General features: G+C 64.3%; 22 protein-coding genes. 12 read left to right on the forward strand and 10 right to left on the reverse strand.

All coding sequences use genetic code 11. The features are described 5' to 3' along the window. Positions 1-6: 6 nt before the first annotated feature. The 3 genes from J2X35_RS01200 to J2X35_RS01210 are packed head-to-tail and all read left to right on the forward strand — an operon-like array spanning position 7 to position 3,617. Positions 7-1,539 (forward strand): CpaF family protein, encoded by a 1,533-nt coding sequence (locus J2X35_RS01200; RefSeq protein ID WP_310180423.1) that lies wholly within the window; start codon positions 7-9, stop codon positions 1,537-1,539. A 43-nt stretch (positions 1,540-1,582) separates the two neighbouring features. Continuing rightward, a complete protein-coding gene (locus tag J2X35_RS01205) occupies positions 1,583-2,596 on the forward strand; it encodes a type II secretion system F family protein (RefSeq protein ID WP_056107591.1) in 1,014 nt (337 codons plus the stop codon). A 10-nt stretch (positions 2,597-2,606) separates the two neighbouring features. Continuing rightward, positions 2,607-3,617 (forward strand): type II secretion system F family protein, encoded by a 1,011-nt coding sequence (locus J2X35_RS01210; RefSeq protein WP_056107594.1) that lies wholly within the window; start codon positions 2,607-2,609, stop codon positions 3,615-3,617. A gap of 114 nt (positions 3,618-3,731) precedes the next feature. Here J2X35_RS01210 and J2X35_RS01215 read toward each other — a convergent pair whose 3' ends face one another. Beyond that, entirely contained in the window at positions 3,732-4,532 is an 801-nt protein-coding gene (locus J2X35_RS01215; protein WP_244478701.1) for a tetratricopeptide repeat protein, read from the reverse strand. A 100-nt stretch (positions 4,533-4,632) separates the two neighbouring features. After that, positions 4,633-5,238: a hypothetical protein gene (locus J2X35_RS01220; RefSeq protein ID WP_056107614.1), complete on the reverse strand. Its 606-nt coding sequence runs from the start codon at positions 5,236-5,238 to the stop codon at positions 4,633-4,635. A gap of 146 nt (positions 5,239-5,384) precedes the next feature. On the opposite strand from J2X35_RS01220, the gene J2X35_RS01225 reads away from it, so the two are divergent. The 3 genes from J2X35_RS01225 to J2X35_RS01235 are packed head-to-tail and all read left to right on the forward strand — an operon-like array spanning position 5,385 to position 8,024. Further along, positions 5,385-6,746: a M17 family metallopeptidase gene (locus J2X35_RS01225; protein WP_310180424.1), complete on the forward strand. Its 1,362-nt coding sequence runs from the start codon at positions 5,385-5,387 to the stop codon at positions 6,744-6,746. A gap of 44 nt (positions 6,747-6,790) precedes the next feature. Next, complete coding sequence (locus tag J2X35_RS01230) at positions 6,791-7,141, forward strand: MarR family winged helix-turn-helix transcriptional regulator (RefSeq protein ID WP_056107617.1); 351 nt, start codon at positions 6,791-6,793, stop codon at positions 7,139-7,141. Positions 7,142-7,163: 22 nt separating this feature from the next. Beyond that, on the forward strand, positions 7,164-8,024 hold the full coding sequence (locus J2X35_RS01235) for an NlpC/P60 family protein (protein WP_310180425.1): 861 nt from the start codon (positions 7,164-7,166) through the stop codon (positions 8,022-8,024). 6 nt (positions 8,025-8,030) lie between these two features. Here J2X35_RS01235 and moaB read toward each other — a convergent pair whose 3' ends face one another. From moaB to J2X35_RS01265, 6 genes are all read right to left on the reverse strand, one after another. Continuing rightward, complete coding sequence (moaB, locus tag J2X35_RS01240) at positions 8,031-8,579, reverse strand: molybdenum cofactor biosynthesis protein B (RefSeq protein WP_310180426.1); 549 nt, start codon at positions 8,577-8,579, stop codon at positions 8,031-8,033. Next, positions 8,566-9,462 (reverse strand): 4-(cytidine 5'-diphospho)-2-C-methyl-D-erythritol kinase, encoded by an 897-nt coding sequence (locus J2X35_RS01245; protein WP_056107621.1) that lies wholly within the window; start codon positions 9,460-9,462, stop codon positions 8,566-8,568. Before J2X35_RS01245 ends, moaB begins: the two co-directional genes overlap by 14 nt. A gap of 9 nt (positions 9,463-9,471) precedes the next feature. After that, a complete protein-coding gene (locus J2X35_RS01250; RefSeq protein ID WP_056107626.1) occupies positions 9,472-9,654 on the reverse strand; it encodes a hypothetical protein in 183 nt (60 codons plus the stop codon). Between the two features lie 94 nt (positions 9,655-9,748). Then, positions 9,749-10,612 carry a S49 family peptidase gene (locus J2X35_RS01255; protein WP_310180428.1) on the reverse strand — a complete coding sequence of 288 codons (864 nt, stop codon included), beginning with the start codon at positions 10,610-10,612 and terminating at the stop codon, positions 9,749-9,751. 68 nt (positions 10,613-10,680) lie between these two features. Beyond that, complete coding sequence (locus tag J2X35_RS01260; protein WP_056107628.1) at positions 10,681-11,478, reverse strand: tRNA1(Val) (adenine(37)-N6)-methyltransferase; 798 nt, start codon at positions 11,476-11,478, stop codon at positions 10,681-10,683. After that, positions 11,475-11,699, reverse strand: a complete 225-nt coding sequence (locus J2X35_RS01265; RefSeq protein ID WP_310180432.1) for a DUF2007 domain-containing protein — start codon at positions 11,697-11,699, stop codon at positions 11,475-11,477. Before J2X35_RS01265 ends, J2X35_RS01260 begins: the two co-directional genes overlap by 4 nt. A gap of 164 nt (positions 11,700-11,863) precedes the next feature. Here J2X35_RS01265 and J2X35_RS01270 point away from each other — a divergent pair, with 164 nt between their 5' ends. From J2X35_RS01270 to J2X35_RS01290, 5 genes are all read left to right on the forward strand, one after another. Then, the gene (locus J2X35_RS01270; protein WP_056107632.1) at positions 11,864-12,880 is read left to right on the forward strand and encodes a polyprenyl synthetase family protein; all 1,017 of its coding nucleotides are present in this window, start codon (positions 11,864-11,866) and stop codon (positions 12,878-12,880) included. 167 nt (positions 12,881-13,047) lie between these two features. Continuing rightward, positions 13,048-14,823 carry a tetratricopeptide repeat protein gene (locus J2X35_RS01275; RefSeq protein ID WP_056107635.1) on the forward strand — a complete coding sequence of 592 codons (1,776 nt, stop codon included), beginning with the start codon at positions 13,048-13,050 and terminating at the stop codon, positions 14,821-14,823. A 235-nt stretch (positions 14,824-15,058) separates the two neighbouring features. After that, complete coding sequence (locus J2X35_RS01280; RefSeq protein ID WP_056107639.1) at positions 15,059-15,472, forward strand: plastocyanin/azurin family copper-binding protein; 414 nt, start codon at positions 15,059-15,061, stop codon at positions 15,470-15,472. Positions 15,473-15,600: 128 nt separating this feature from the next. Next, positions 15,601-16,521 carry a glycine--tRNA ligase subunit alpha gene (locus J2X35_RS01285; protein WP_056107641.1) on the forward strand — a complete coding sequence of 307 codons (921 nt, stop codon included), beginning with the start codon at positions 15,601-15,603 and terminating at the stop codon, positions 16,519-16,521. 2 nt (positions 16,522-16,523) lie between these two features. Beyond that, entirely contained in the window at positions 16,524-17,000 is a 477-nt protein-coding gene (locus J2X35_RS01290) for a DUF4262 domain-containing protein (RefSeq protein WP_310180433.1), read from the forward strand. Positions 17,001-17,002: 2 nt separating this feature from the next. Here the strand turns inward: J2X35_RS01290 and J2X35_RS01295 are convergent, their stop codons facing one another. Then, positions 17,003-17,170 carry a hypothetical protein gene (locus tag J2X35_RS01295; protein WP_310180434.1) on the reverse strand — a complete coding sequence of 56 codons (168 nt, stop codon included), beginning with the start codon at positions 17,168-17,170 and terminating at the stop codon, positions 17,003-17,005. Positions 17,171-17,392: 222 nt separating this feature from the next. On the opposite strand from J2X35_RS01295, the gene J2X35_RS01300 reads away from it, so the two are divergent. After that, a complete protein-coding gene (locus J2X35_RS01300) occupies positions 17,393-19,933 on the forward strand; it encodes a glycine--tRNA ligase subunit beta (RefSeq protein ID WP_310180435.1) in 2,541 nt (846 codons plus the stop codon). Between the two features lie 4 nt (positions 19,934-19,937). Here J2X35_RS01300 and J2X35_RS01305 read toward each other — a convergent pair whose 3' ends face one another. Beyond that, positions 19,938-20,435: a hypothetical protein gene (locus tag J2X35_RS01305; RefSeq protein ID WP_310180436.1), complete on the reverse strand. Its 498-nt coding sequence runs from the start codon at positions 20,433-20,435 to the stop codon at positions 19,938-19,940. Positions 20,436-20,495: the final 60 nt, after the last annotated feature.

Consider the following 20,495-nt stretch of genomic DNA (forward strand, 5'->3'; position numbering starts at 1 on the left):
TCAATCATGTTTGGCAAAAGAGGCAATGACGACGGCAGCCGGACCATTCCGGAGTTCCGTCAGCCTTCACCGGCGGCAACGGTAACAGCGCCGGCCCGGTCGCCTGAAAGCGCTGCGCCTGCAAAACCTGCGGAAGTCGCGGGCCCGGCGCGCGCGGCGACTGCGGCCACCCCGGTGGCGCCGCCCGCGCCTGCGCGCCGCCCGGTCGAGCCGCCGCCATTGTCGCCGGAACCGCGCCGGGCACAGCGCGAGCGCAGCGAAAGCTACTATGACACCAAGAGCCAGGTCTTCGCCGCGCTCATCGACACGATCGACCTGTCGCAGCTCGCCAAGCTCGATCAGGACAGCGCACGCGAGGAAATCCGCGATATCGTCAACGACATCATCGCGATCAAGAATTTCGCGATGTCCATCTCCGAGCAGGAGGAACTGCTCGAGGATATCTGCAATGACGTCCTCGGCTACGGTCCGCTCGAACCTCTGCTCGCCCGTGACGACATCGCCGACATCATGGTCAACGGCTCGCGCAATGTTTATATCGAAGTCGCGGGCAAGGTCGAGCAGACCAACATCCGGTTCCGCGACAACCAGCAGCTTCTCAACATCTGCCAGCGCATCGTCAGCCAGGTCGGCCGCCGCGTCGATGAATCCTCGCCCATTTGCGACGCCCGCCTGCCGGACGGCTCCCGCGTCAACGTCATCGCGCCGCCGCTCGCCATCGACGGCACCGCGCTCACCATCCGCAAGTTCAAGAAGGACAAGCTGACGCTCGACCAGCTCGTCCGCTTCGGCGCCATTTCCCAGGAAGGCGCGGAAATTCTCAAGATCATCGGCCGCGTCCGCTGCAACATCGTCATTTCAGGCGGCACCGGTTCCGGCAAGACGACCCTGCTCAACTGCCTGACCAACTACATCGACCGCGAGGAACGGGTCATCACCTGCGAGGACTCGGCGGAACTGCAGCTGCAGCAGCCGCATGTCGTGCGCCTCGAAACCCGCCCGCCCAATCTCGAGGGCGAGGGCGAGGTCACCATGCGCGACCTGGTCAAGAACTGCCTGCGCATGCGCCCCGAACGCATCATCGTCGGCGAAGTGCGCGGACCGGAGGTCTTCGACCTTCTGCAGGCCATGAACACCGGCCATGACGGCTCCATGGGCACCATCCACTCCAACAGCCCGCGCGAATGCCTCAACCGTATCGAATCGATGATCGCCATGGGCGGTTTCCTGCTGCCGCAGAAGACGGTGCGCGAAATCATCGTCGGCTCGGTCGACGTCATCATCCAGGCCGCGCGCCTGCGTGATGGCTCCCGCCGGATAACCCACATAACCGAAGTCATCGGCATGGAAGGCGATGTCATCATCACGCAGGACCTCGTCCTCTACAACAACAAGGGCGAGGACGCGGGAGGAAAACTGATCGGCGAGCACGTCTCCACCGGCATCGGCAGGCCGCATTTCTGGGACCGCGCCCGCTACTACGGCGAGGAACAGCGCCTGGCCACCGCCATGGAAGCGATGGAAAAGCGGGCCGATTGATGGCCTCTCACCATTTCGACCAGATTAACAGGTCACGACCCTGATGTTCGGAATAGACACGACCGTTCTGGCATTCGTCCTCCTCGCCGGTTGCAGCGCCGGCGCGGTGGCCTACGCGTTGCTGTTCACCCGCATCGCCAACGAGAACCAGACCGGCAAGCGGTTGCAGAACATCAAGGCTGCCGAAACCGACCGCAATGTCGTCAAGGCTTCCCGCGATCGCGTGGCCGAAGCGGCCAAGCGCCGCAAGTCGGTGCAGGATTCGCTGAAGGATCTCGAGGAAAAGCAGAAGGTCAAGAACGTCAACGTCAAGAAGCCGCCTCTCAAGATCCAGATCCGGCAGGCCGGAATGGATATCAGCATGGAGCGGTTCTACATTTATTCCGGAATTTGCGGGTTGGTGCTTACGCTCATCGCCTTCGTTCTGGGCGTGCCGCTCTACGCTCTTCTCGGCGTCACGTTGGCGGGGACCCTCGGTCTTCCCCGCTGGTTCGTGTCCTTCCGCCGCGGCCGCCGCGTCAAGGCTTTCCTGAAGGAATTCCCCAACGCCCTCGACGTGATCGTGCGCGCGGTGAAATCCGGCCTGCCGCTGAACGACGGCATCCGCCTCATCGCCAACGAATCCCCCGAACCGGTCAAGACCGAATTCCGCCGCATCGTCGATTCCCAGCAGCTCGGCATCTCGATTCCCGAAGCGGTGATGCGCATGCCGGAAACCATGCCCTGCCCGGAGGCCGGCTTCTTCGGCATCGTCATCCAGATCCAGAGCCAGGCTGGCGGCAATCTGTCGGAAGCGCTGGGCAATCTCTCGCGCGTGCTGCGCGACCGCAAGAAGATGAAAGCCAAGGTGCAGGCGCTGTCCATGGAGGCCAAGGCTTCTGCCGTTATCATCGGCGCGCTGCCCTTCGTCGTCGCCTTCATGGTCTATCTCTCGAGCCCCAATTACATCATGCCGCTGTTCGTCACCCATACGGGCAATCTCATCCTGGGCATCGCCGGGCTGTGGATGTCGATCGGCATCTTCGTCATGCGCAAGATGATGAATTTCGAGGTCTAAGGGCTACAAGATGGGCATCGCCAAAACCCTTACGGATCCGGCTCTTCTGATCGCCATGCTGGTGGCCGTCGCGGTGTTCGCCACCGTTTACACGCTGTTGCCCGCCTTCGGTGGCAACTCGCTCAAGGCCCGCATGAAATCGGTCGCGCTGGAACGCGATGAACTGCGCGCCAAGCAGCGCGCCCGGCTGGCCGCCGAAGCAGACCGCCGTCGCAGGGGCCTGCGCGAGGAGCAGTCCGTTGGTATGCGCAACATCGTTGACCGTCTGGACCTGCGGCGCGCGCTGGCCGACGAAAGCACCATGCAGAAGCTCAAGATGGCCGGCTTCCGCGGCCAGAACCCGCTGACGCGCTTTCTGTTCTTCAGGTTGGTATTGCCATTCGCCGGGCTTGCCCTGGCGGCGTTTTATCTCTTCGTGCTGGGCGCCTTGCCGGACCGGCCGCTGGTGATGAAGCTCTTTATCTGCATCGTCGCGGCCTATGCCGGCTTCTACGCGCCGGTGCTCTACGTCAGCAACCGGGCCACCAAGCGCAAGCAGTCCATACAGCGCGCCTGGCCCGATGCGCTGGACCTGATGCTGATCTGCGTGGAGTCCGGCATGTCGGTCGAAGCCGCCATGCGCAAGGTCGCCGACGAGATCGGCACGCAATCGGTCGAGCTTGCCGAGGAGTTCGTGCTCACCAATGCCGAACTGTCCTTCCTGCAGGAACGCAAGCAGGCCTACGAAAACCTCGCCGGCCGCACCGGCCTGGAATCGGTGAAGTCCGTTTCGCAGGCGCTGATCCAGGCTGAGCGCTACGGCACTCCTGTCGCGCACGCGCTGCGCGTTCTGGCCAGCGAAAGCCGCGACATGCGTATGAACGAGGCCGAGAAGAAGGCCGCCGCGCTGCCGCCGAAGCTGACCGTGCCGATGATCCTGTTCTTCCTGCCGGTGCTGTTCGCCATCATCCTTGGCCCGGCCGGCATGCAGATCAGCCAGCGTGGCATCTTCGGCGACGCGCAGACCAGCACCGAGGAATAAGTCCTTCGGGCTTCCATCTGCCTGACACAGAAAACCGCGCGGCCTTGGCCAGCGCGGTTTTTGCTTGAAGGGAAGGGGGCTGCTGTCGGGTCGGGCCGCTGACGGGATTGAAACTCAGTTGGCCGCGGCGACCTTCTTCTTGTCCTGCGCCTTGAGCTGGCTCCAGGCGTTCTGCTGCGCCAGCATCGAGCGGAGATAGGCGACATTGGCCTGCGCCTGCTCGGGCGACAGTTCCTGCGACGCGATTTTTTCGGCCTCGTCGAAACGGCCCTGCAGACCGACGACGAGCGCCAGGTTCTGCCGCACCCGGCTGTCGGCGTTCGGCTTCTCGGAGGCCGAGCGAAGATAGGTCTCCGCGGTTTTGAGATCACCTCCCAGCAGATAGGACATGCCGAGATTGGAGAGGATCGACGGTTCGTCGGGCTTCAGGTCGAGGGCCTTGCGATAGCGCTGGCGGGCCTCGTCCTTCTGGCCGATCTGGTCGAGGATGGCGCCTTCCGCCGAAACAAGCTTCCAGTCCGGATATTCCGGCGTCTGGGCGCGGCGCACGGCATCGAGAGCCGGTTCGAACTGGCCGTTCGCGGCCAGCGCCTTGCCATAGGCGGCGAGCACGTCGCGGTCCTTGGCATAGACGATGGCGAGCTTGCGCATGACCGCCAGCGACTGGTCGGCGTCACCGTTCATCTGCAGGACGGTGGCGTATTTCATCGCCGTGGCTTTGTCGTTGGGGTTCTTCGCATAGGAGCGGCCCAGCGACGATGAAGCATCGCGCAACTGGCCTGCCGACATGGACTCCACCGCCGGACCGCTGCCGCCTCGGCTGATCGAGCCGGTCGTCATCTTGCTGGTGCCGCAGCCGGCCACGCCGGCCATCAGCGCGATCGCGAAGGCGCCTTTGAGGACGCGCTTCGTCATATTGGATTTCGAGCTATGGAAAGACATTCGGCGCAGGCCCCCATTCGTTACGGCCACCTGACCCGAGAAATATTCTGTTAACCCTAATGGAAGGTTAATCTTAACGGCTTGGCTGCAGGTCCGTGTCCTTTTCGGTGGGTTTCAGTTGGCCCACCTCACCGATGCGGACGTAGAGTTCCAGCAAAGGAACCACCAGTTGCTGCGTCGCCTTGAGCACTTCCGAATTGTAGGTCGCGACTTCCTCCGGCGTTTCGATTTTCTTGCCGGCATTCGAGAAGATCACGGCCATCATGCCGTTCATGGCGGTGTTGACGCCGGCAGCGGATTTCGGGCCGTTTTCGGTGCTGAACATCGGCAGCAGGGAAAGGTTCTGGGCGCTCACCCGCCCCATGATCTCCTGGAGCCTGAAAACATCGGCCTGGACGTCCTGGCCCGCCGCCAATTTCTGGGCGACGACGCCGTAGAGGCCCTGGAAATCCTCCATCTTGGTCCGCAAATCGCTGTAGTTGCGGATGACGAAGTCGGTTTTGATTTTCTGCGCTTCGAACTTCGCATTGACCTGCGGTGCGATGAAATAGGTGCCTGCGGCTCCGGCCAGCAAGGCGGCGGCGGTAAACCACATCGGCGTTCGGTCCGCCACGAGGAAAGTCCTTACGGCATCCCTGCGCCGGGGCTTGGCTTCCTTGGTCGCTTCCAGAACGGTCACAGCAATGTTCCAAATGGATCATCTGCTTATCATTTGAGGTGATCAGGCAGCAATCGCGGAAAGATATGGGATGCCGTGCGAATTGACGTCGTTGCCGTTTCCCGGCACTACGGAAGGCGAAATCCTCCAGCCGAAGCGACAAACCAATGCCTGTCGAGCTTGCCGAAAAGCCTGGTGAAACGCTGCCTGTCTATTTGATCGGCAAGAACGGCCTGGAAGCGGCGGACCTGTCGCCTCAACAACTGGTCTGGGCGAACGCCAACGGCTTTTCCGGCGAGTCGGGCAGGACGCTTGTTCTTCCCGGCGCGGACGGATCGATTGCCGGCGCGCTGTTCGGCATCGGCAATGGCGGAAATCCGCTCGGCTTCGGCGCCTTGGCCAAGGCGCTGCCGGAAGGGGGCTGGCGCTTCGCCAGCGATCTGGCGGAGCCGCACCTGGCGCTGCAGGGACTGGTGCTGGGCAGCTACGTCTTCACCCGTTACGGCCGCAAGCCCGGCAAGGCGTTGCGTTTCGCCGTACCCGCCGGCGTCGATGCGGCGAGCGTGCGCCGCGTGACGGACGGTGTTTTCCTGACCCGCGATCTCGTTAACACGCCGACCAACGACATGGGGCCGGACGAACTGGAAAAAGCGGTGCGGGCGCTGGCGAAGACGCACAAGGCCAGCGTTTCCGTCATCAAGGGCGACGCGCTTCTGGCCAGGAATTTCCCCATGATCCATGCGGTCGGCCGCGCCTCGCCGCAGGCGCCGCGTCTCATCGATCTCACCTGGGGGGCGAAGAATGCGCCGAAGGTGACGCTGGTCGGCAAGGGTGTGTGCTTCGACACCGGCGGCCTCGACATCAAGCCGGCGAGCGGCATGCTTTTGATGAAGAAGGACATGGGCGGCGCCGCCAACGTTCTGGGGCTGGCCTCGATGATCATGGCGGCCAAGCTGAAGGTCCGGCTGCGGGTGCTGATCCCGGCGGTCGAGAACGCCATCGCCGGCGACGCCTTCCGCCCCGGCGATGTGCTGCCGAGCCGCAAGGGCATCACCGTCGAGATCGGCAACACCGATGCCGAGGGGCGGCTGGTGCTGGCCGACGCGCTGGCGTTTGCCGACGACGACGAGCCGCAACTGCTGATCGACATGGCGACGCTGACAGGCGCGGCGCGGGTCGCGCTGGGACCAGACGTCCCGCCATTCTACACGGGCGACGATGCGCTGGCGGCCGAGGTCGCAGCCGCGGCGACCGCGGCCGAGGACCCGATGTGGCGCATGCCGCTGTGGGACGCCTATGATGCGAAGCTGTCGTCCCGGATCGCCGACATCAACAACGTCACCTCGGACGGCCACGCCGGCTCGATCGTCGCCGCGCTGTTCCTGCGCCGCTTCGTGGAGAAGACATCCGCCTGGGCGCATTTCGACATCTTCGCCTGGAATCCATCCGAGCGACCGCATTGCCCGGTCGGGGGCGAGGCGCAGTGCATCCGTGCGCTGGAGCGCGTTATCGCGGCACGGTTCGGCTGACCAGACTGAAACGGAACCGAAACGTTTCCCTGCCATGATGGCGCATGGCTATTTTGTTGCGCCCGAGTCAGGCCTTGCGACTGTGGCAGCAGGTGATGCTGTCGGAGGTGCGCGACGACGCGCCCGACCTCACCATGCGCCAGATGGCCATTCTTCTGACCATCTATCTCGACCCGCCGCCGCATACCATCAGGGGACTGGCGACGCGGCTCAACGTCACCAAGCCGGTCATCACCCGGGCGCTGGACACGATGGGCGCATTGAAGCTGGTGTCGCGCCATCGCGACGAGCTTGACAAGCGCAACGTGCTCGTCAAGCGCACGGTTGCCGGCGCGCTCTATGTCGAGCGTTTCGGCGATGCTATCATCGCCAAGGCGCTCGAACTGCCGATCTGACCCCACCGCCCGGATGCTGCCTGTGACCCTGCGTGACGCCCGCCTTCATGCCTTTCGCGCCGACCTCGCCGATGCCCGCCTGCAGGGCGAGGTGACAGCCGAGCGTTTCGTCGCCGGCCGCCCGGCCCGCATCGGCGTTTCGGTCGTTGACGTGCGCAAGGCGCCGCGGCCCGACGCCGGCGTCAACACGCAATTCCTTTATGGCGAAGAGGTGCGTGTTTTCGAGGAGGCCGATGGCTGGGCCTGGGTGCAGGGCGAGCAGGACGGCTATGTCGGCTACGTGCCGGACACCAGCATCGCAGGGCTTGAACCCGCGGCGACGCATGTCATTTCGGTGGCACGGACCTTCGTTTATCCCGGTGCCGACCTGCGCTTCCCGCGCAGCGGCGAACTCTCCATGGGATCGGCGGTGACGATAGCCGGAAGCGCCGAGACGCGCGGCACGCACTATGCGCTGCTGCCGTCCGGCGAAGCGGTGATCGCCCGCCATGTCCGGCCCATTGCCGAGCTGTCGCAGGATTATGTGACGGTCGCCGAGATGTTCCTCGGCACGCCCTATCTGTGGGGCGGGTCGTCCGGTTTCGGTATCGACTGCTCGGCGCTGGTCCAGCTCGCCATGCGCATGACCGGGCGCGGCGTGCTGCGCGATTCCGACATGCAGGAGAAGAGCATCGGCGAACTGCTCGACCCCGGCGCCGACCTTGCAGGCCTGCGTCGCGGCGACCTGGTGTTCTGGAAAGGCCATGTCGCGATCATGCTGGATGCGACGCGCATCATCCACGCCAGCGGCCACACCATGATGGTGAGCGTCGAGGAACTGAAGCCGGCCATCACCCGCATCGGCTATCTCTACGGGCCGCCGACGGCGTACCGCAGGCCCTGAGCGAACCTAGCTCTTGCCACGCCGCAGGTGCTCGTCCAGCCGGGGCATGATCTCCACGAAATTGCACGGCATGTGCCGGTAGTCGAGCTGCGCTTTGAGGATGCCGTCCCAGGCGTCCTTGCAGGCGCCGGGCGAACCCGGCAGCACGAACACGAAGGTCGCGTTGACGACGCCGCCGGTGGTGCGGCTCTGGATCGTCGCCGTGCCGATCTTGTCGTAGGAGATGCGGTGGAAGACTTCCGAGAAGCCGTCCATGCGCTTTTCGAAGATCGGCTCCAGCGCCTCCGGCGTCACGTCGCGGCCGGTGAAGCCGGTGCCGCCGGTGGTGATGACGACGTCGATGCCATCGTCTTTCGACCAGCCGAGCACCTTGTCGCGGATCTTGTCCTTGTCGTCCGTCACGATGTCGCGCGCCGCCAGCACATGTCCGGCTTCCACGATACGGTCTGCCAGCACCTGCCCGGATTTGTCATCGGCCAGGCCGCGTGTGTCCGAAACGGTCAGCACAGCGATGCCAACCGGTATGAAAGCGCGCGTCTCGTCAGTCCTGGCCATGATCCTGATCTTCCGATGCGATGCTGCGGGTGGCGGCGACGAACCAGTCCGGCTGCCGGCTGCGGATTTCGGCGGCGGCGCGCTTGGCCATATTGTTGGTTTCGAAGAGGCCGAAGCAGGTCGCGCCCGAGCCGGACATGCGGGAAAAGGCCGATCCTGCCTTGTCCAGGGTCTTCAGCACCTTGCCGATTCCGGGTTCGAGCTCGCGCGCCGGTGTTTCCAGGTCGTTGCGCGTGGTGTCCAGCCAATTCCGCAGCGAATGGAAATCGAATTGCTTCGGCAGCGGCGGCAGGCCCGGGTTTTCGCGCTGCTTCAGCGCCGCGAACACATCGGGTGTCGAGACCGCGACGCCCGGATTGACCAGCACAAGGGCCAACTGCGGAAAGCCTTGCACCGAGGCTGTATCCTGCCCGATGCCGCGGGCAACCAGCGGTCGAGCTTCCATGCACATCGGCACGTCGGCGCCGAGCGAGCGGGCGACCTCGCCCAGGAGGCCAGACTCGATGCCCCAGCCTTGCCCCAGCATTCGCAATACCGCCGCCGCGTCGCTGGAGCCGCCTCCGATCCCGGATGCGATGGGCAGGTTCTTTTCCAGGGTGATATGCACGGGCGGCGCCTTGTCGGAGCCGGCTTGGCGGCGCAACGCATCGCGCGCCTTCACAATCAGGTTGTTCTCGTCATCGGCGAGTTGCGGGCCGTAGCGTCCGGATATCCCGACCTTGTCCTCTTCGGAAGACGATGCGCCAAGACGGTCGCCGAAACGCGTAAACACCACCAGGCTTTCGAGCGAATGATAGCCGTCGGCGAGCCTGCCGGTGACATGAAGAGCGAGATTGATCTTGGCCGGCGCGAGGCCCGTCAGAGGCGAAACGGCGCTGTCCACCGGAAAGGATCAGTCCTTGGCGAGGCGGTATTCGCCTGTCTTCGGGTCCTTGACCAGCGTGCCGTTCGCCCCGGTGGCGTTCTGCTTCTCGGCGCGGCGCACCTTGGCGGTCACGCGCTCGGCTTCGCGGATGAACGAGCGGTAGCCCACATAAGCGGCGATGCCAACGGCGGCGAAGAAAATGAGCTGCATGTCAAAACTCCTCCCTCAGGGCATCCTTGGGTGGCCGGTCGGGGGTGGCCGATCAGGTCGGTAGGCGATCATGGTAGACGCTTCGTGCGACTTTTCAAAGGCCGTATCGTCCCCACAGGGCGCGTTCTTCCGCCACATCGGCCAAGCCGCCCGCCGCCGCTGCCGCGATATCTGCCGCGGGACCTCCCGCATTCGATCCGAACAGGCCGAAGCGGCCAAGGAAGCCGCGCGGCGCGGCAACGAGTTTGAGCTGGGTCTTGGCGCCATACCGGCTCTTGATCACGCCGCGCATGTCGCCGAGCGCATCGACGAGGCCGAGTTCCAGACCCTTCTTGCCGGTCCAGAACAGGCCGGTGAACAGGTCCGGATCGTCCTTCAGCCTGGCGCCGCGCCTTTCCTTGACCAGGTCGATGAACGTCTCGTGCACCTCGAGCTGCAGCGCTTTCAGCCGCTCGATGTCTTCCTTCTTTTCCGGCTTGAACGGGTCGAGCACGGACTTGTTGTTGCCGGCGGTATGGACGCGCCGCTCGACGCCGATCTTCTTCATCAGTTCCGGAAAACCGAACGAGGCCGACACCACGCCGATCGAACCGACGATGGAGGATGGGTCGGCGATGATCTCGTCGCCGGCCACCGCGATCATGTAGCCGCCGGAAGCGGCGACGTCCTCGACGAACACAAGCACGCGCTTGTTCTTTTCGACCGCCAGGTCGCGGATGCGCTTGTAGATCAGCCGCGACTGCACTGGCGAGCCGCCCGGCGAATTGATCGAGATGGCGACGGCGGGTGCCTCGAAGGCGAAGGCCTTTTCGATCAGGCCGGCGGTGCTGGCCAGCGAAAGGGCGGGCCGCAACTGGCTGCCGCCGCTCATGATGGCGCCTTGCAGCCGGATGACGGGAATGGTGATGACGCTGGAACGCCAGGATTTCGGGAGCAGGCGATTGAGGAAGCGGCGCAAGCGGTTTTTTCCTGTGAGGTGAAATTGCATGTAGGAATTCGCAGCGGAACGGCAATGCCGCGCCGACGTCAATCGCCGAAAAGCGTTGCAAAGCCGTTGTTGATGGCGTCGGCATCGGCGCGGAACCGGTCGCTGCCGTTCTCATGAAGCACCAGCGGCGGCCGCAGCGAAAGCTTTCCCCGCGCGCCGCGCACGGCGCGGACCACGATGCGGATCGCCGCCGCGTCGGCCCTCGGGTGGACGGCGAGCAATTCCGCATTGCCGAAACGGCCGTCGATGGCGTCGAGAATGGCGCGCAGCGATTCCGGACGGGCGATGACCGCCAACCCGCCGCGCGGCCGCACCACGGCGGCGGCGCTGCGGATCCAGGCTTCGAACAACCCGATTTCCATCACATGCGCCTGCCGCTTCAAGTCGTCGGGCGTAGCCCTGTCTTCGCTGGCGTTGAAGGGCGGGTTCATGATGGCGAAATCGACGGAATTGTCGCGCAGCCCCGACGCTTCGCGCGCCCGCCCGGCAAGCGTCACGTCGGCCTCCAGGATCGAAGCCCTGTCCGCCAGATGCTGGTTGGCGGGGTGCGCCAGTGTCGCCTCGCAGAAGGCCTTCATCTCGGGCGCGCGCTCGACCAGAATGGCCGTCGAATTCTTGCAGCGCGACAGTACCGCAAGGCCGGCCGCTCCGGCGCCGGCGCCGAAATCGGCCAGAGTTCCGGTGAAAGAGGCCGGCACCGAAGCCGCCAGCATCATGGCGTCCATGCCGGCGCGGTGGCCGGATTTCTGCGGCTGCACCAGCCAGAAGCGGCCGCGATGGAAGGCATCGACCGTATGGGCCGGCGTATCCGGCAGGGATTGCGCGCCGACGCTCATGTCTTGCGCAGCTCGTGGGCGATGCCGGCATCGCTGACGATGCGGCGCGCCTCGTCGGCGCGGTCGGATTCCACCAGGATGCGCCGCGGCAGGATGCCGATCGACCCGTCCAGCACGCTCATGTTCTGGTCAGCGGTGAGGAAGCCGATGCCGGCGTCCCGCATCAGCGATTCCACGAATGAAATGATGACGGCGTCATTGGTGCGAATGAGTTCGATCATCGTGGCGGAACTTCCTGTGTCCGGGACATGTAGACGCTTGCGGGCACGCCCGCCAGTACCCGGGCAGGCGTGCCGCGCCAATTCGCCTCTTGCCGCCCAAAGTCCCCTTGCCTAGAGTCTAGGACGGGCAGGGTGCCGTCACGCATCAGGACGGGAGTAATTTTGTGGGTGTGGTTCTCAATATCGAAGGCGGAAAACGCGACGCCGCGACCATAAAGGCGCTGGTCGATCTGACCGCGCAGGACATGGCGCGCGTCAACGAGCTGATCCTGTCGAAGGCGGGCTCCGACGTGGAGATGATCCCGGAGATCGCCAACCATCTGATATCTTCGGGCGGCAAGCGCCTGCGTCCTATGGTGACGCTGGCGGCGGCGCAGATGTTCGGCTACGCGGGCGAGAGCCACGTCAAGCTCGCCACCAGCGTCGAGTTCATGCACACCGCCACCCTGCTGCACGACGATGTCGTCGATGAAAGCGGGATGCGGCGGGGCAAGAAAACGGCCCGCATGATCTGGGGCAACCAGGCCAGCGTGCTGGTCGGCGATTTCCTGCTCGGCCAGGCCTTCCGCATGATGGTCGATGTCGGCTCGCTCGACGCGCTGGACATTCTCTCCACCGCCGCGTCCATCATCGCCGAGGGCGAGGTGATGCAGCTCGCCGCCGCCAAGAACCTCGAAACCACCGAGGACGAGCATTTCGCCGTCATCAAGGCGAAGACAGCGGCGCTGTTTTCGGCCGCCGCCGAGGTTGGCCCGGTGATCGCCGGCGCCTCGCGTACCGACCGCGCCGCGCTGCGCTCCTACGGCATGAACCTCGGTCTCGCCTTCCAGCTCATCGACGATGCGCTCGATTATGGCGGCTCGAGCTCGGACCTCGGCAAGAATGTCGGCGACGATTTCCGCGAGGGCAAGGTGACGCTGCCGGTCATCCTGGCTTACCGGCGCGGCACGCCGGCCGAGCGCGGTTTCTGGAAGAAGGCGATCGAGGAAAACGCCGCCGACGATGCCGGCCTGGAAAAGGCCATCGGCCTGATGACGCGGCACGGCGCCATCGCCGACACGATCGGCCGCGCCCGGCATTTCGGCGAGATCGCCCGTGACGCGCTGGCGCCGCTGGAAAGCACGCCGCAGAAGGCGGCGCTGATCGACGTGATCGACTTCTGCATCAGCCGCGTTTCCTGACCCGGAGCGATCCTGCCTCGCCGCCTGACCTGCCTCGGCGGCGGGATGCCCGGATTGTGAACCGGGCCGCGGTTGAAGCGCGACCCCAAAAAGGCCATGCTTCGGCCCGATAAAGGATTCGAAGGCGGGTCCGGCCCACGGGGCCTCGCCGGGCAGAAAGGGATACGATGCGGCTAACACGCGCTCGCTGGCTTTCGGGGCTGGCTCTGGTGACGGGTATTGCGATTTCCAGTCAGCCCGTTCTGGCGAAGCAAGGCGAAGCACCTATCGAGATCACCTCGTTTTCCGGCGCCTACCTGGCGGCGCGCACGGCTGAGCGAGACAATGACCTCGACAACGCCATCGTCTACTACAAGCAGGCGCTTGCCTTCGCGCCCGAGGATGTCAGCCTGCAGCAGAGCCTGATGCTGACGCTCGTCGCACAGGGTCGCTTCGAGGAATCGCTTGCCTATGCCGACAAGCTGAAGGAAGTGCCGGATGTGGAGCGCTTCTCCCGTCTGGCTCTCGCCGTCGATGCGGTGAAGAAGAAGGACTATCCCAAGGCCGAATACTGGCTGAAGTTCTCGCTTGAATCCGATCTCGACAAGCTGATCTCCGGCGTCATGACCGGCTGGGCGCGTCAGGGAGCCGGGCAGGGCGCCGACGCGATGGCCTTCGTCGACAAGCTGCAGGGGCCGGACTGGTTCGAACTGTTCAAGAACTACCATCGCGCCCTGATCGCCGACGCCTCCGGCCTTTCGGACAAGGCGGACAAGATTTATTCCGAAACCCTCGCCAACACCACGCTGGGCGGCGCGGCGCCTGAAACCTGGGTTCGGAACGCAGAGGCCTATGCCAGTTTCCTTGCCCGCAAGGGCGAGAAGGACAAGGCGCTGGCCGTCATCAGCCAGGCCGAGAATTTCGTCACCGGCAAGCCGGAGATCATCGCCCTGCGCGAAAAGATCACCAAGGGCGAGACGGTCGAGCCGCTGGTTTCGACGCCGGCGCAGGGCTCTTCGGAAATTCTGCTCGACCTTGCCACGGCGCTCAATCGCGGCGGCGGCGAGCCGTTCGTGCGGCTCTATCTCGAATATGCGCTGGCGCTGCGGCCGGATAGCGACGCGGCCTTGGTGCAGCTTGCCGGCGTAGCCGAGGAGATGAAGGATGGCGACAAGGCCATCTCGCTCTACCGCCGCATTCCGGATTCCTCGCCGCTGAAGGCCGTGTCCGACCTCCAGCTCGGCTTGAATCTTGCCGATCTCGACCGCAAGGACGAGGCGATCAGCCATCTGAAGGCGCTGGTCGATGCGCATCCCGATGACATGCGCGGCTATCTGGCGCTTGGCGGCGTCTATTCCACCAAGGAGGATTATCGCGCCGCCGCCGATCTCTACGACAAGGCCGCCTCATACCTGAAGACGCCCGACAAGGCCGACTGGAACATCTTCTACCAGCGCGGCATCGCCTATGAACGGCTGAAGGAATGGCCAAAGGCCGAGCCGAATTTCCGCAAGGCGCTGGAGCTCTATCCCGATCAGCCGCAGGTGCTGAACTATCTGGGCTATTCCTGGGTGGACATGAACAGCAACCTCAAGGAAGCGCTGGCGATGATCCAGAAGGCGGTCGATCTCCGCCCGAGCGACGGCTACATCGTCGATTCGCTGGGTTGGGCCTATTACCGCCTCGGCCGCTTCGAGGATTCGGTGCGTGAGTTGGAGCGCGCCGTGTCGCTGAAGCCGGAGGATCCGGTGCTGAACGATCACCTCGGCGACGCTTACTGGCGCGTCGGCCGCAAGCTGGAAGCCACCTTCCAGTGGAGCCATGCGCGCGACCTCAAGCCGGACCCGACGGTGCTCGCCTCCGTGCAGCAGAAGCTGCTCAAGGGCCTGTCGCCGATCGAAGCCAATACCGCGCAGGAAACACCAAAGACCAAGCCCGGGCCGACACCCACGCCGAAAGGCTGAGGACGGCCCGAAACCGAAGCGCGTGGGCGACTGCATCGGGAGGCCGGTTCTGGCGCGGCCTGACTTTGGCCGGGCGAGCCGGCTCCGGTGACAGCTTTGTTTCGGACCTTTGTCGCGGTCTCGAAACAGCCACGCGTAGGCCGCAAAGCGAACCCAATCTTCGCGGAAGGGTAGGGGGTAAATTATCTGCCCCAAACCTTCCAGAAGGATTGATTAGATGTTTTCTGCAAATCGCATGGCCGCTTCCGCGTTGATGGTGGGCCTTGGAGTTCTGGCGTCGCCAGTGTTTGCTGCAACGGTCATAAACGTCGTCGAGGACGGCGAAGGCGGAGGCGCGATGAGCCTCAAGCTCGACCAGCAGACAGTTGCCGCCGGCCCGGCCGTGTTCAAGGTCAAGAACGACGCGGCGACCGAGGAACATGAGATGATCCTCGTCCGGTTGACCAATGCCGACGAGGCGATACCGCTCAACAAAGCCAGGCACAGGGTTGACGAAAAAAAGCTCAGGAGCCTCGGAGAGGTTTCCGACCTGAAACCGGGTGCAAGCGGCGAAATGAAAGCCACGCTCAAGGCGGGCAACTATCTGGTGTTTTGCAATATCAAAGGTCATTATGAGGCCGGCATGCAGGCCCAACTCAAGGTACAGTAGGCTTTTTGCCGCGCATCCGGGGATGCTATGCGGCCGCCCAAGCTTGACGTGAAAAAATGCCGCCTCTACGAGGGGCGGCATTTTCATTTGCACCGAGACCGCCCGTGAACCCCACCCAGCCCGACCCCATGGACCCCAAGCGCTCGTTCCAGGGCCTGATCCTGACGCTGCACAATTACTGGGCGGCCTATGGTTGCGTCATTCTCCAGCCCTATGACATGGAAGTCGGCGCCGGCACCTTCCATCCCGCCACGACGCTGCGGGCGCTGGGACCGCGGCCGTGGAACGCCGCCTATGTGCAGCCTTCGCGCCGCCCCAAGGACGGGCGCTACGGCGAGAACCCGAACCGGCTGCAGCACTATTACCAGTACCAGGTGATCCTGAAGCCCAACCCGCCGAACCTGCAGGAGCTTTATCTCGGCTCGCTCGAGGCGATCGGCATCGATCCGCTGCTGCATGACATCCGCTTCGTCGAGGACGACTGGGAAAGCCCGACGCTCGGCGCCTGGGGACTGGGCTGGGAATGCTGGTGCGATGGCATGGAAGTCTCGCAGTTCACCTATTTCCAGCAGGTCTGCGGCATTGAATGCGCGCCGGTGGCGGGCGAGTTGACCTACGGGCTGGAGCGTCTGGCCATGTATGTGCAGGGCGTCGACAACGTCTATGATTTGAATTTCAACGGTCGCGACGGCGATGACAGGGTCAGCTATGGCGAGGTCTTCCTGCAGGCCGAGCAGGAATATTCGCGGCACAATTTCGAACACGCCAACACGGCCATGCTATTGCGCCATTTCGAGGACGCGGAAGCCGAGTGCAAGGCGCTGCTGGATGCCGGCGCACCGCCTTCCACCGCCAACAGCCCGATGCACCGCATGGTGTTTCCCGCCTACGACCAGTGCATCAAGGCCAGCCACGTCTTCAACCTCCTGGACGCGCGCGGCGTCATCTCGGTGACCGAACGCCAGAGCTACATCCTGCGCGTGCGCAATCTTGCAAAGGCCTGCGGCGAAGCGTTTCTGCTGACCCAGGCGGGCGGCCTGGCGGCCTGACCATGCCGGTGCCGACCGACGATGGCGAGCGCCAATTCCTCGACATCATCGAGCGCCATGGCTGGCATGTGATGTTTGTCCTCGGAAACGATGAAGGTCCGGGCTTCGCCTATTCAAGCGGCATCTACAAATTGACCGGCAAGCCGGAAGTGATCGTCTTCAGCCTGCCCCGGCAAGTCGCGCATTTCGTCATCAACGATTATGCGGAGCGGGCCAAGGCTGGCCAAACACTGCAAGCCGGCGGGTTTTACGATGAATTCCTCGAAGGACATCCGGTGACATTGGTCGCCGCCGATGCGCCGGATCGCGACCGCAAATACACGACATGGGCCAGCTGGTTCTACGACCGCCAATCGTTCCCCGTGCTGCAGATGGTCTATCCCGATACCAGATCAGGCGCGTTTCCGTGGCAGCCGGGATATCGTGAGGAATGGCGCGAGCTTCAGCCGTTGCTGGGAAATCCGGTCATCCTGAACTGAGATCAAGCCTCCATGCGGTCCGTCATGGTGGCCACCGTCACCGAAACGGTCGTGCTGCCCATGGTCTGCAGCGCGCGGCGTACGCCCGGCATCGAGAACGCGCCATGCGCCTGGGCCGCGAAGCACGCGGTCAGCGCGAGGATTTGAAGAAGTGTCGATGCCGTTTTCATTGCCGTTCAGCCAATAGCTCTCTGCCTGAGCGTTGGTCGCTTCAGCGCAGCGTTCGGTTCATTGGAATCTGTGCCCCTAGGACGCGCGGCGCGGCGCGGCCCCGACAAACGGCGTGCAATTTCTTCTCTTCAAACCACGACGCGGCTCGTCCGGCCCGGCAAAAGGGTGACAGCGGCGAGCCGAGTTGCTATGCCGCGCCCGTAACGACCGCGCGAGCCCCCATGCCAGACCTGCTTCTAGAACTTCGATCCGAGGAAATTCCGGCGCGCATGCAGCGCAAGGCCGCCGGCGACCTGAAGAAGCTCGTCACCGACGGTCTGGTCGAGGCCGGGCTGACCTACGAGGCGGCGCGCGAATACTGGACGCCGCGCCGGCTGACGCTCGACATTCGCGGCGTCACCGCCCGCTCCAGCGACGTGCGCGAGGAGATCAAGGGGCCATCGACGAAAGCGCCGGAACAAGCGGTCCAGGGCTTCCTGCGCAAGGCGGGCCTCGCTTCCGTGGCCGAGGCGCATGTCCATTCCGATCCGAAGAAGGGCGATTTCTACGTCGCCCATATCTCGAAGCCGGGCAGGGCGGCGGAAGAGGTCATCGCCGAATTGATGCCGGCGGTTATCCGCAGCTTCCCGTGGCCGAAATCGATGCGCTGGGGCAAGGCTTCCGCAAGGCCCGGCGCGCTGCGCTGGGTGCGTCCGCTGCAATCCATCGTCTGCACCTTCAGCCCGGAGACGGAGGAGCCTGTGGTTGTCGATTTCGAAATCGACGGCATCCGCGCCGGCAACGTCACCTACGGTCATCGTTTCCATGCGCCCGGCCCGATCACTGTGCGCCGCTTCGATGACTATGACGCCAAATTGCAGGCGGCCAAGGTGGTGCTCGACGCCGACCGCCGCAAGGAGATCATCCTCGCCGACGCCCGCAACATCGCCTTCGCCAATGGGCTCGATCTTGTCGAGGATGACGCGCTGCTGGAGGAGGTCTCGGGGCTGGTCGAATGGCCGGTGGTGCTGATGGGCGAGTTCGAAAAGGATTTTCTCGAAATCCCCGCCGAGGTCATTCGTCTGACGATCCGTGCGAACCAGAAGTGTTTTGTCTGCGCCGACCCTTCAATCTCCCCCTTGTGGGAAGGTCGCGCCGAAGGGGCGGGTGGGGGTGAGGAAGCGCCGAGCACCTCCACCCCGACGCTGCGCGCCGACCCTCCCCACAAGGGGGAGGGTGAACGGCGTCTCTCCAACCGCTTCCTCCTCACGGCCAACATCGAGGCGAACGATGGCGGCGTCGAAATCGCCCACGGCAACGGCAAGGTGGTGCGCGCACGGCTTTCTGATGCGCTCTATTTCTGGAAGACCGACCAGTCGGACCTGCCGGACATCGCGGCGTTGAAGGACTCGGCGGCGAAGTTCCATCTGGACCTGAAGAAGCCGCTCGACCAGCGCATGGCGCGGCTCGATCATCTGGGCGTCACCTTTCATGCCAAGCTCGGCACGCAGGGCGAACGGGTCGAGCGCATCCGCCGGCTGGCGCGCGATCTGGCACCCATCGTCGGCGCCGATCCCGATCTGGCCGACCGTGCCGCGGTGCTGGCCAAGGCCGATCTGCAGACCGAAGTGGTCGGCGAGTTTCCCGAATTGCAGGGCGCGATGGGCCGCAAATATGCTGCTCTACAGGGCGAGCAGCCCTCCGTCGCCGCCGCGCTCGAGGAGCATTACAAGCCGCAGGGTCCGTCCGACCGCGTGCCGACCGATCCGGTTTCGGTGGCCGTGGCGCTCGCCGACAAGCTGGATACGCTGGTGGGCTTCTGGGCCATCGACGAGAAGCCAACGGGCAGCAAGGACCCCTATGCACTGAGACGGGCTGCGTTGGGCGTGATCAGGATTTTGGTCGAGAATGGGGTGAAGTTATCGGTGTCTCCGGCAATCCATTCTGCCATGCTTCCAATGGCCGTTTTTCTTCTCAACCGTTTTGCAGACGAGCAAGCAATCCAGCGGTTTACTGAGGACATGCTCTTCGAAAAAGAAACGCGAGATCTCACTACAACTCAAAAAATTGCTTATCTGCTAGTACGTGAACGCACCTCAAAATCCATCCCCTACGATTTTGTCGCTGCGGCGACTGATCTCCTCTCCTTCTTCCACGACCGCCTGAAAGTCTACCTGCGCGACCAGGGTGCGCGGCACGATCTAATCGACGCGGTGCTGGCCAGTGGCAGCGTCCCTACCTCCCCCTTGTGGGGAGGTCGCGCCATAGGCGCGGGTGGGGGTGAATCAACGGAGACGTCCGGCACCCCCACCCCGCCGCTGCGCGCCGACCCTCCCCACAAGGGGGAGGGTCGGCGCCAGAACGACGACCTTCTCGCCATCGTCCGCCGCGTTACCGCGCTGGGCTCATTCCTCGACACCGAGGACGGCAGGAACCTGCTCGCCGGAACCAAGCGCGCCGCCAACATCCTCGCCGCCGAGGAGAAGAAAGGTACGGCGGTCGCCGCTGCCGTCGATCCGTCGTTGTTCCGCGACAATGCCGAGAAAGTCCTGCTCGCCGCGGTGAATCAGGCCGAGAGCGAAGCCGCGCAAGCGATTCGGAATGAAGACTTTTCCGCCGCCATGCTTGCCCTTAGCGCATTGCGTGAACCGGTTGATTCATTCTTTGAAGGCGTGCTCGTAAACGACGAGGACGCGGCGGTGCGGGCCAACCGGCTGGCGCTGCTTTCGCGCATCCGCGCCGTCACAGGTCAGGTCGCCGATTTCTCCAGGATCGCCGGCTGAGACATCAGCGCGTGGCCTCCACGGCTTCGCGCAGGTTCTTGGGCCCCTGCTCGCCATTCGGAGGCAGCGGCGTCTTGGCCTCTTGAGGCGCGGTGGCCGGCGCCGAAGCCGAAGACATTGCCGCAGCCGGGTTCGACGATGATGCGCCGCCGACGATACCGGCGCGGATCACAAGCGGTCCGGCTCCCGGCGGTCCGCCGCGTTTGTCCGGAATGGCCGCCACCTTCTCGTCGCTCACCTCCGGCGCGCCCATCACGACAACGGACCGGGTCTGGATATCGGGCGCGGTCGCGGCGCGCGCTGGCGCGACCGAAATATCCGGTGCTGGTGCGGCGGGCGTTTGCCGGCCGGCCGGGGAGGGCGGCGGGCCGCCGATCGCGACAATCGACGGCGTCGCCTCGGCGCCCGGCCCCGGCGTCACGAATGAAGAAGCCTGCGCGCCGGAAATCATTGGCGCGATCGTCGCGGCGAACGACAGCAGGACCGTTCCTGTCCGGCGCATGAGGCTGGCTCCCTTGTTGTCTTCCCACCATAGGCCGCATGGATTGATGCCGGCTTGCGG

It is taken from the genome of Mesorhizobium sp. BE184, from assembly GCF_031457045.1.
In the GTDB taxonomy this organism is placed as follows: Bacteria; Pseudomonadota; Alphaproteobacteria; order Rhizobiales; family Rhizobiaceae; genus Mesorhizobium.

Coding starts and splice junctions, on each gene's coding strand:
- J2X35_RS01260 (WP_056107628.1), bottom strand. CDS start 11,478: ATGAGCGTCGGCGCGCAATCCCTGCCGGATACGCCGGCCCATACGGTC.
- J2X35_RS01305 (WP_310180436.1), bottom strand. CDS start 20,435: ATGCGCCGGACAGGAACGGTCCTGCTGTCGTTCGCCGCGACGATCGCG.
- J2X35_RS01275 (WP_056107635.1), top strand. CDS start 13,048: ATGCGGCTAACACGCGCTCGCTGGCTTTCGGGGCTGGCTCTGGTGACG.
- J2X35_RS01250 (WP_056107626.1), bottom strand. CDS start 9,654: ATGCAGCTCATTTTCTTCGCCGCCGTTGGCATCGCCGCTTATGTGGGC.
- J2X35_RS01290 (WP_310180433.1), top strand. CDS start 16,524: ATGCCGGTGCCGACCGACGATGGCGAGCGCCAATTCCTCGACATCATC.
- J2X35_RS01295 (WP_310180434.1), bottom strand. CDS start 17,170: ATGAAAACGGCATCGACACTTCTTCAAATCCTCGCGCTGACCGCGTGC.
- J2X35_RS01280 (WP_056107639.1), top strand. CDS start 15,059: ATGGCCGCTTCCGCGTTGATGGTGGGCCTTGGAGTTCTGGCGTCGCCA.
- J2X35_RS01200 (WP_310180423.1), top strand. CDS start 7: ATGTTTGGCAAAAGAGGCAATGACGACGGCAGCCGGACCATTCCGGAG.
- J2X35_RS01205 (WP_056107591.1), top strand. CDS start 1,583: ATGTTCGGAATAGACACGACCGTTCTGGCATTCGTCCTCCTCGCCGGT.
- moaB (WP_310180426.1), bottom strand. CDS start 8,579: ATGGCCAGGACTGACGAGACGCGCGCTTTCATACCGGTTGGCATCGCT.
- J2X35_RS01285 (WP_056107641.1), top strand. CDS start 15,601: ATGGACCCCAAGCGCTCGTTCCAGGGCCTGATCCTGACGCTGCACAAT.
- J2X35_RS01230 (WP_056107617.1), top strand. CDS start 6,791: ATGGCTATTTTGTTGCGCCCGAGTCAGGCCTTGCGACTGTGGCAGCAG.
- J2X35_RS01215 (WP_244478701.1), bottom strand. CDS start 4,532: ATGACGAAGCGCGTCCTCAAAGGCGCCTTCGCGATCGCGCTGATGGCC.
- J2X35_RS01210 (WP_056107594.1), top strand. CDS start 2,607: ATGGGCATCGCCAAAACCCTTACGGATCCGGCTCTTCTGATCGCCATG.
- J2X35_RS01265 (WP_310180432.1), bottom strand. CDS start 11,699: ATGATCGAACTCATTCGCACCAATGACGCCGTCATCATTTCATTCGTG.
- J2X35_RS01300 (WP_310180435.1), top strand. CDS start 17,393: ATGCCAGACCTGCTTCTAGAACTTCGATCCGAGGAAATTCCGGCGCGC.
- J2X35_RS01225 (WP_310180424.1), top strand. CDS start 5,385: ATGCCTGTCGAGCTTGCCGAAAAGCCTGGTGAAACGCTGCCTGTCTAT.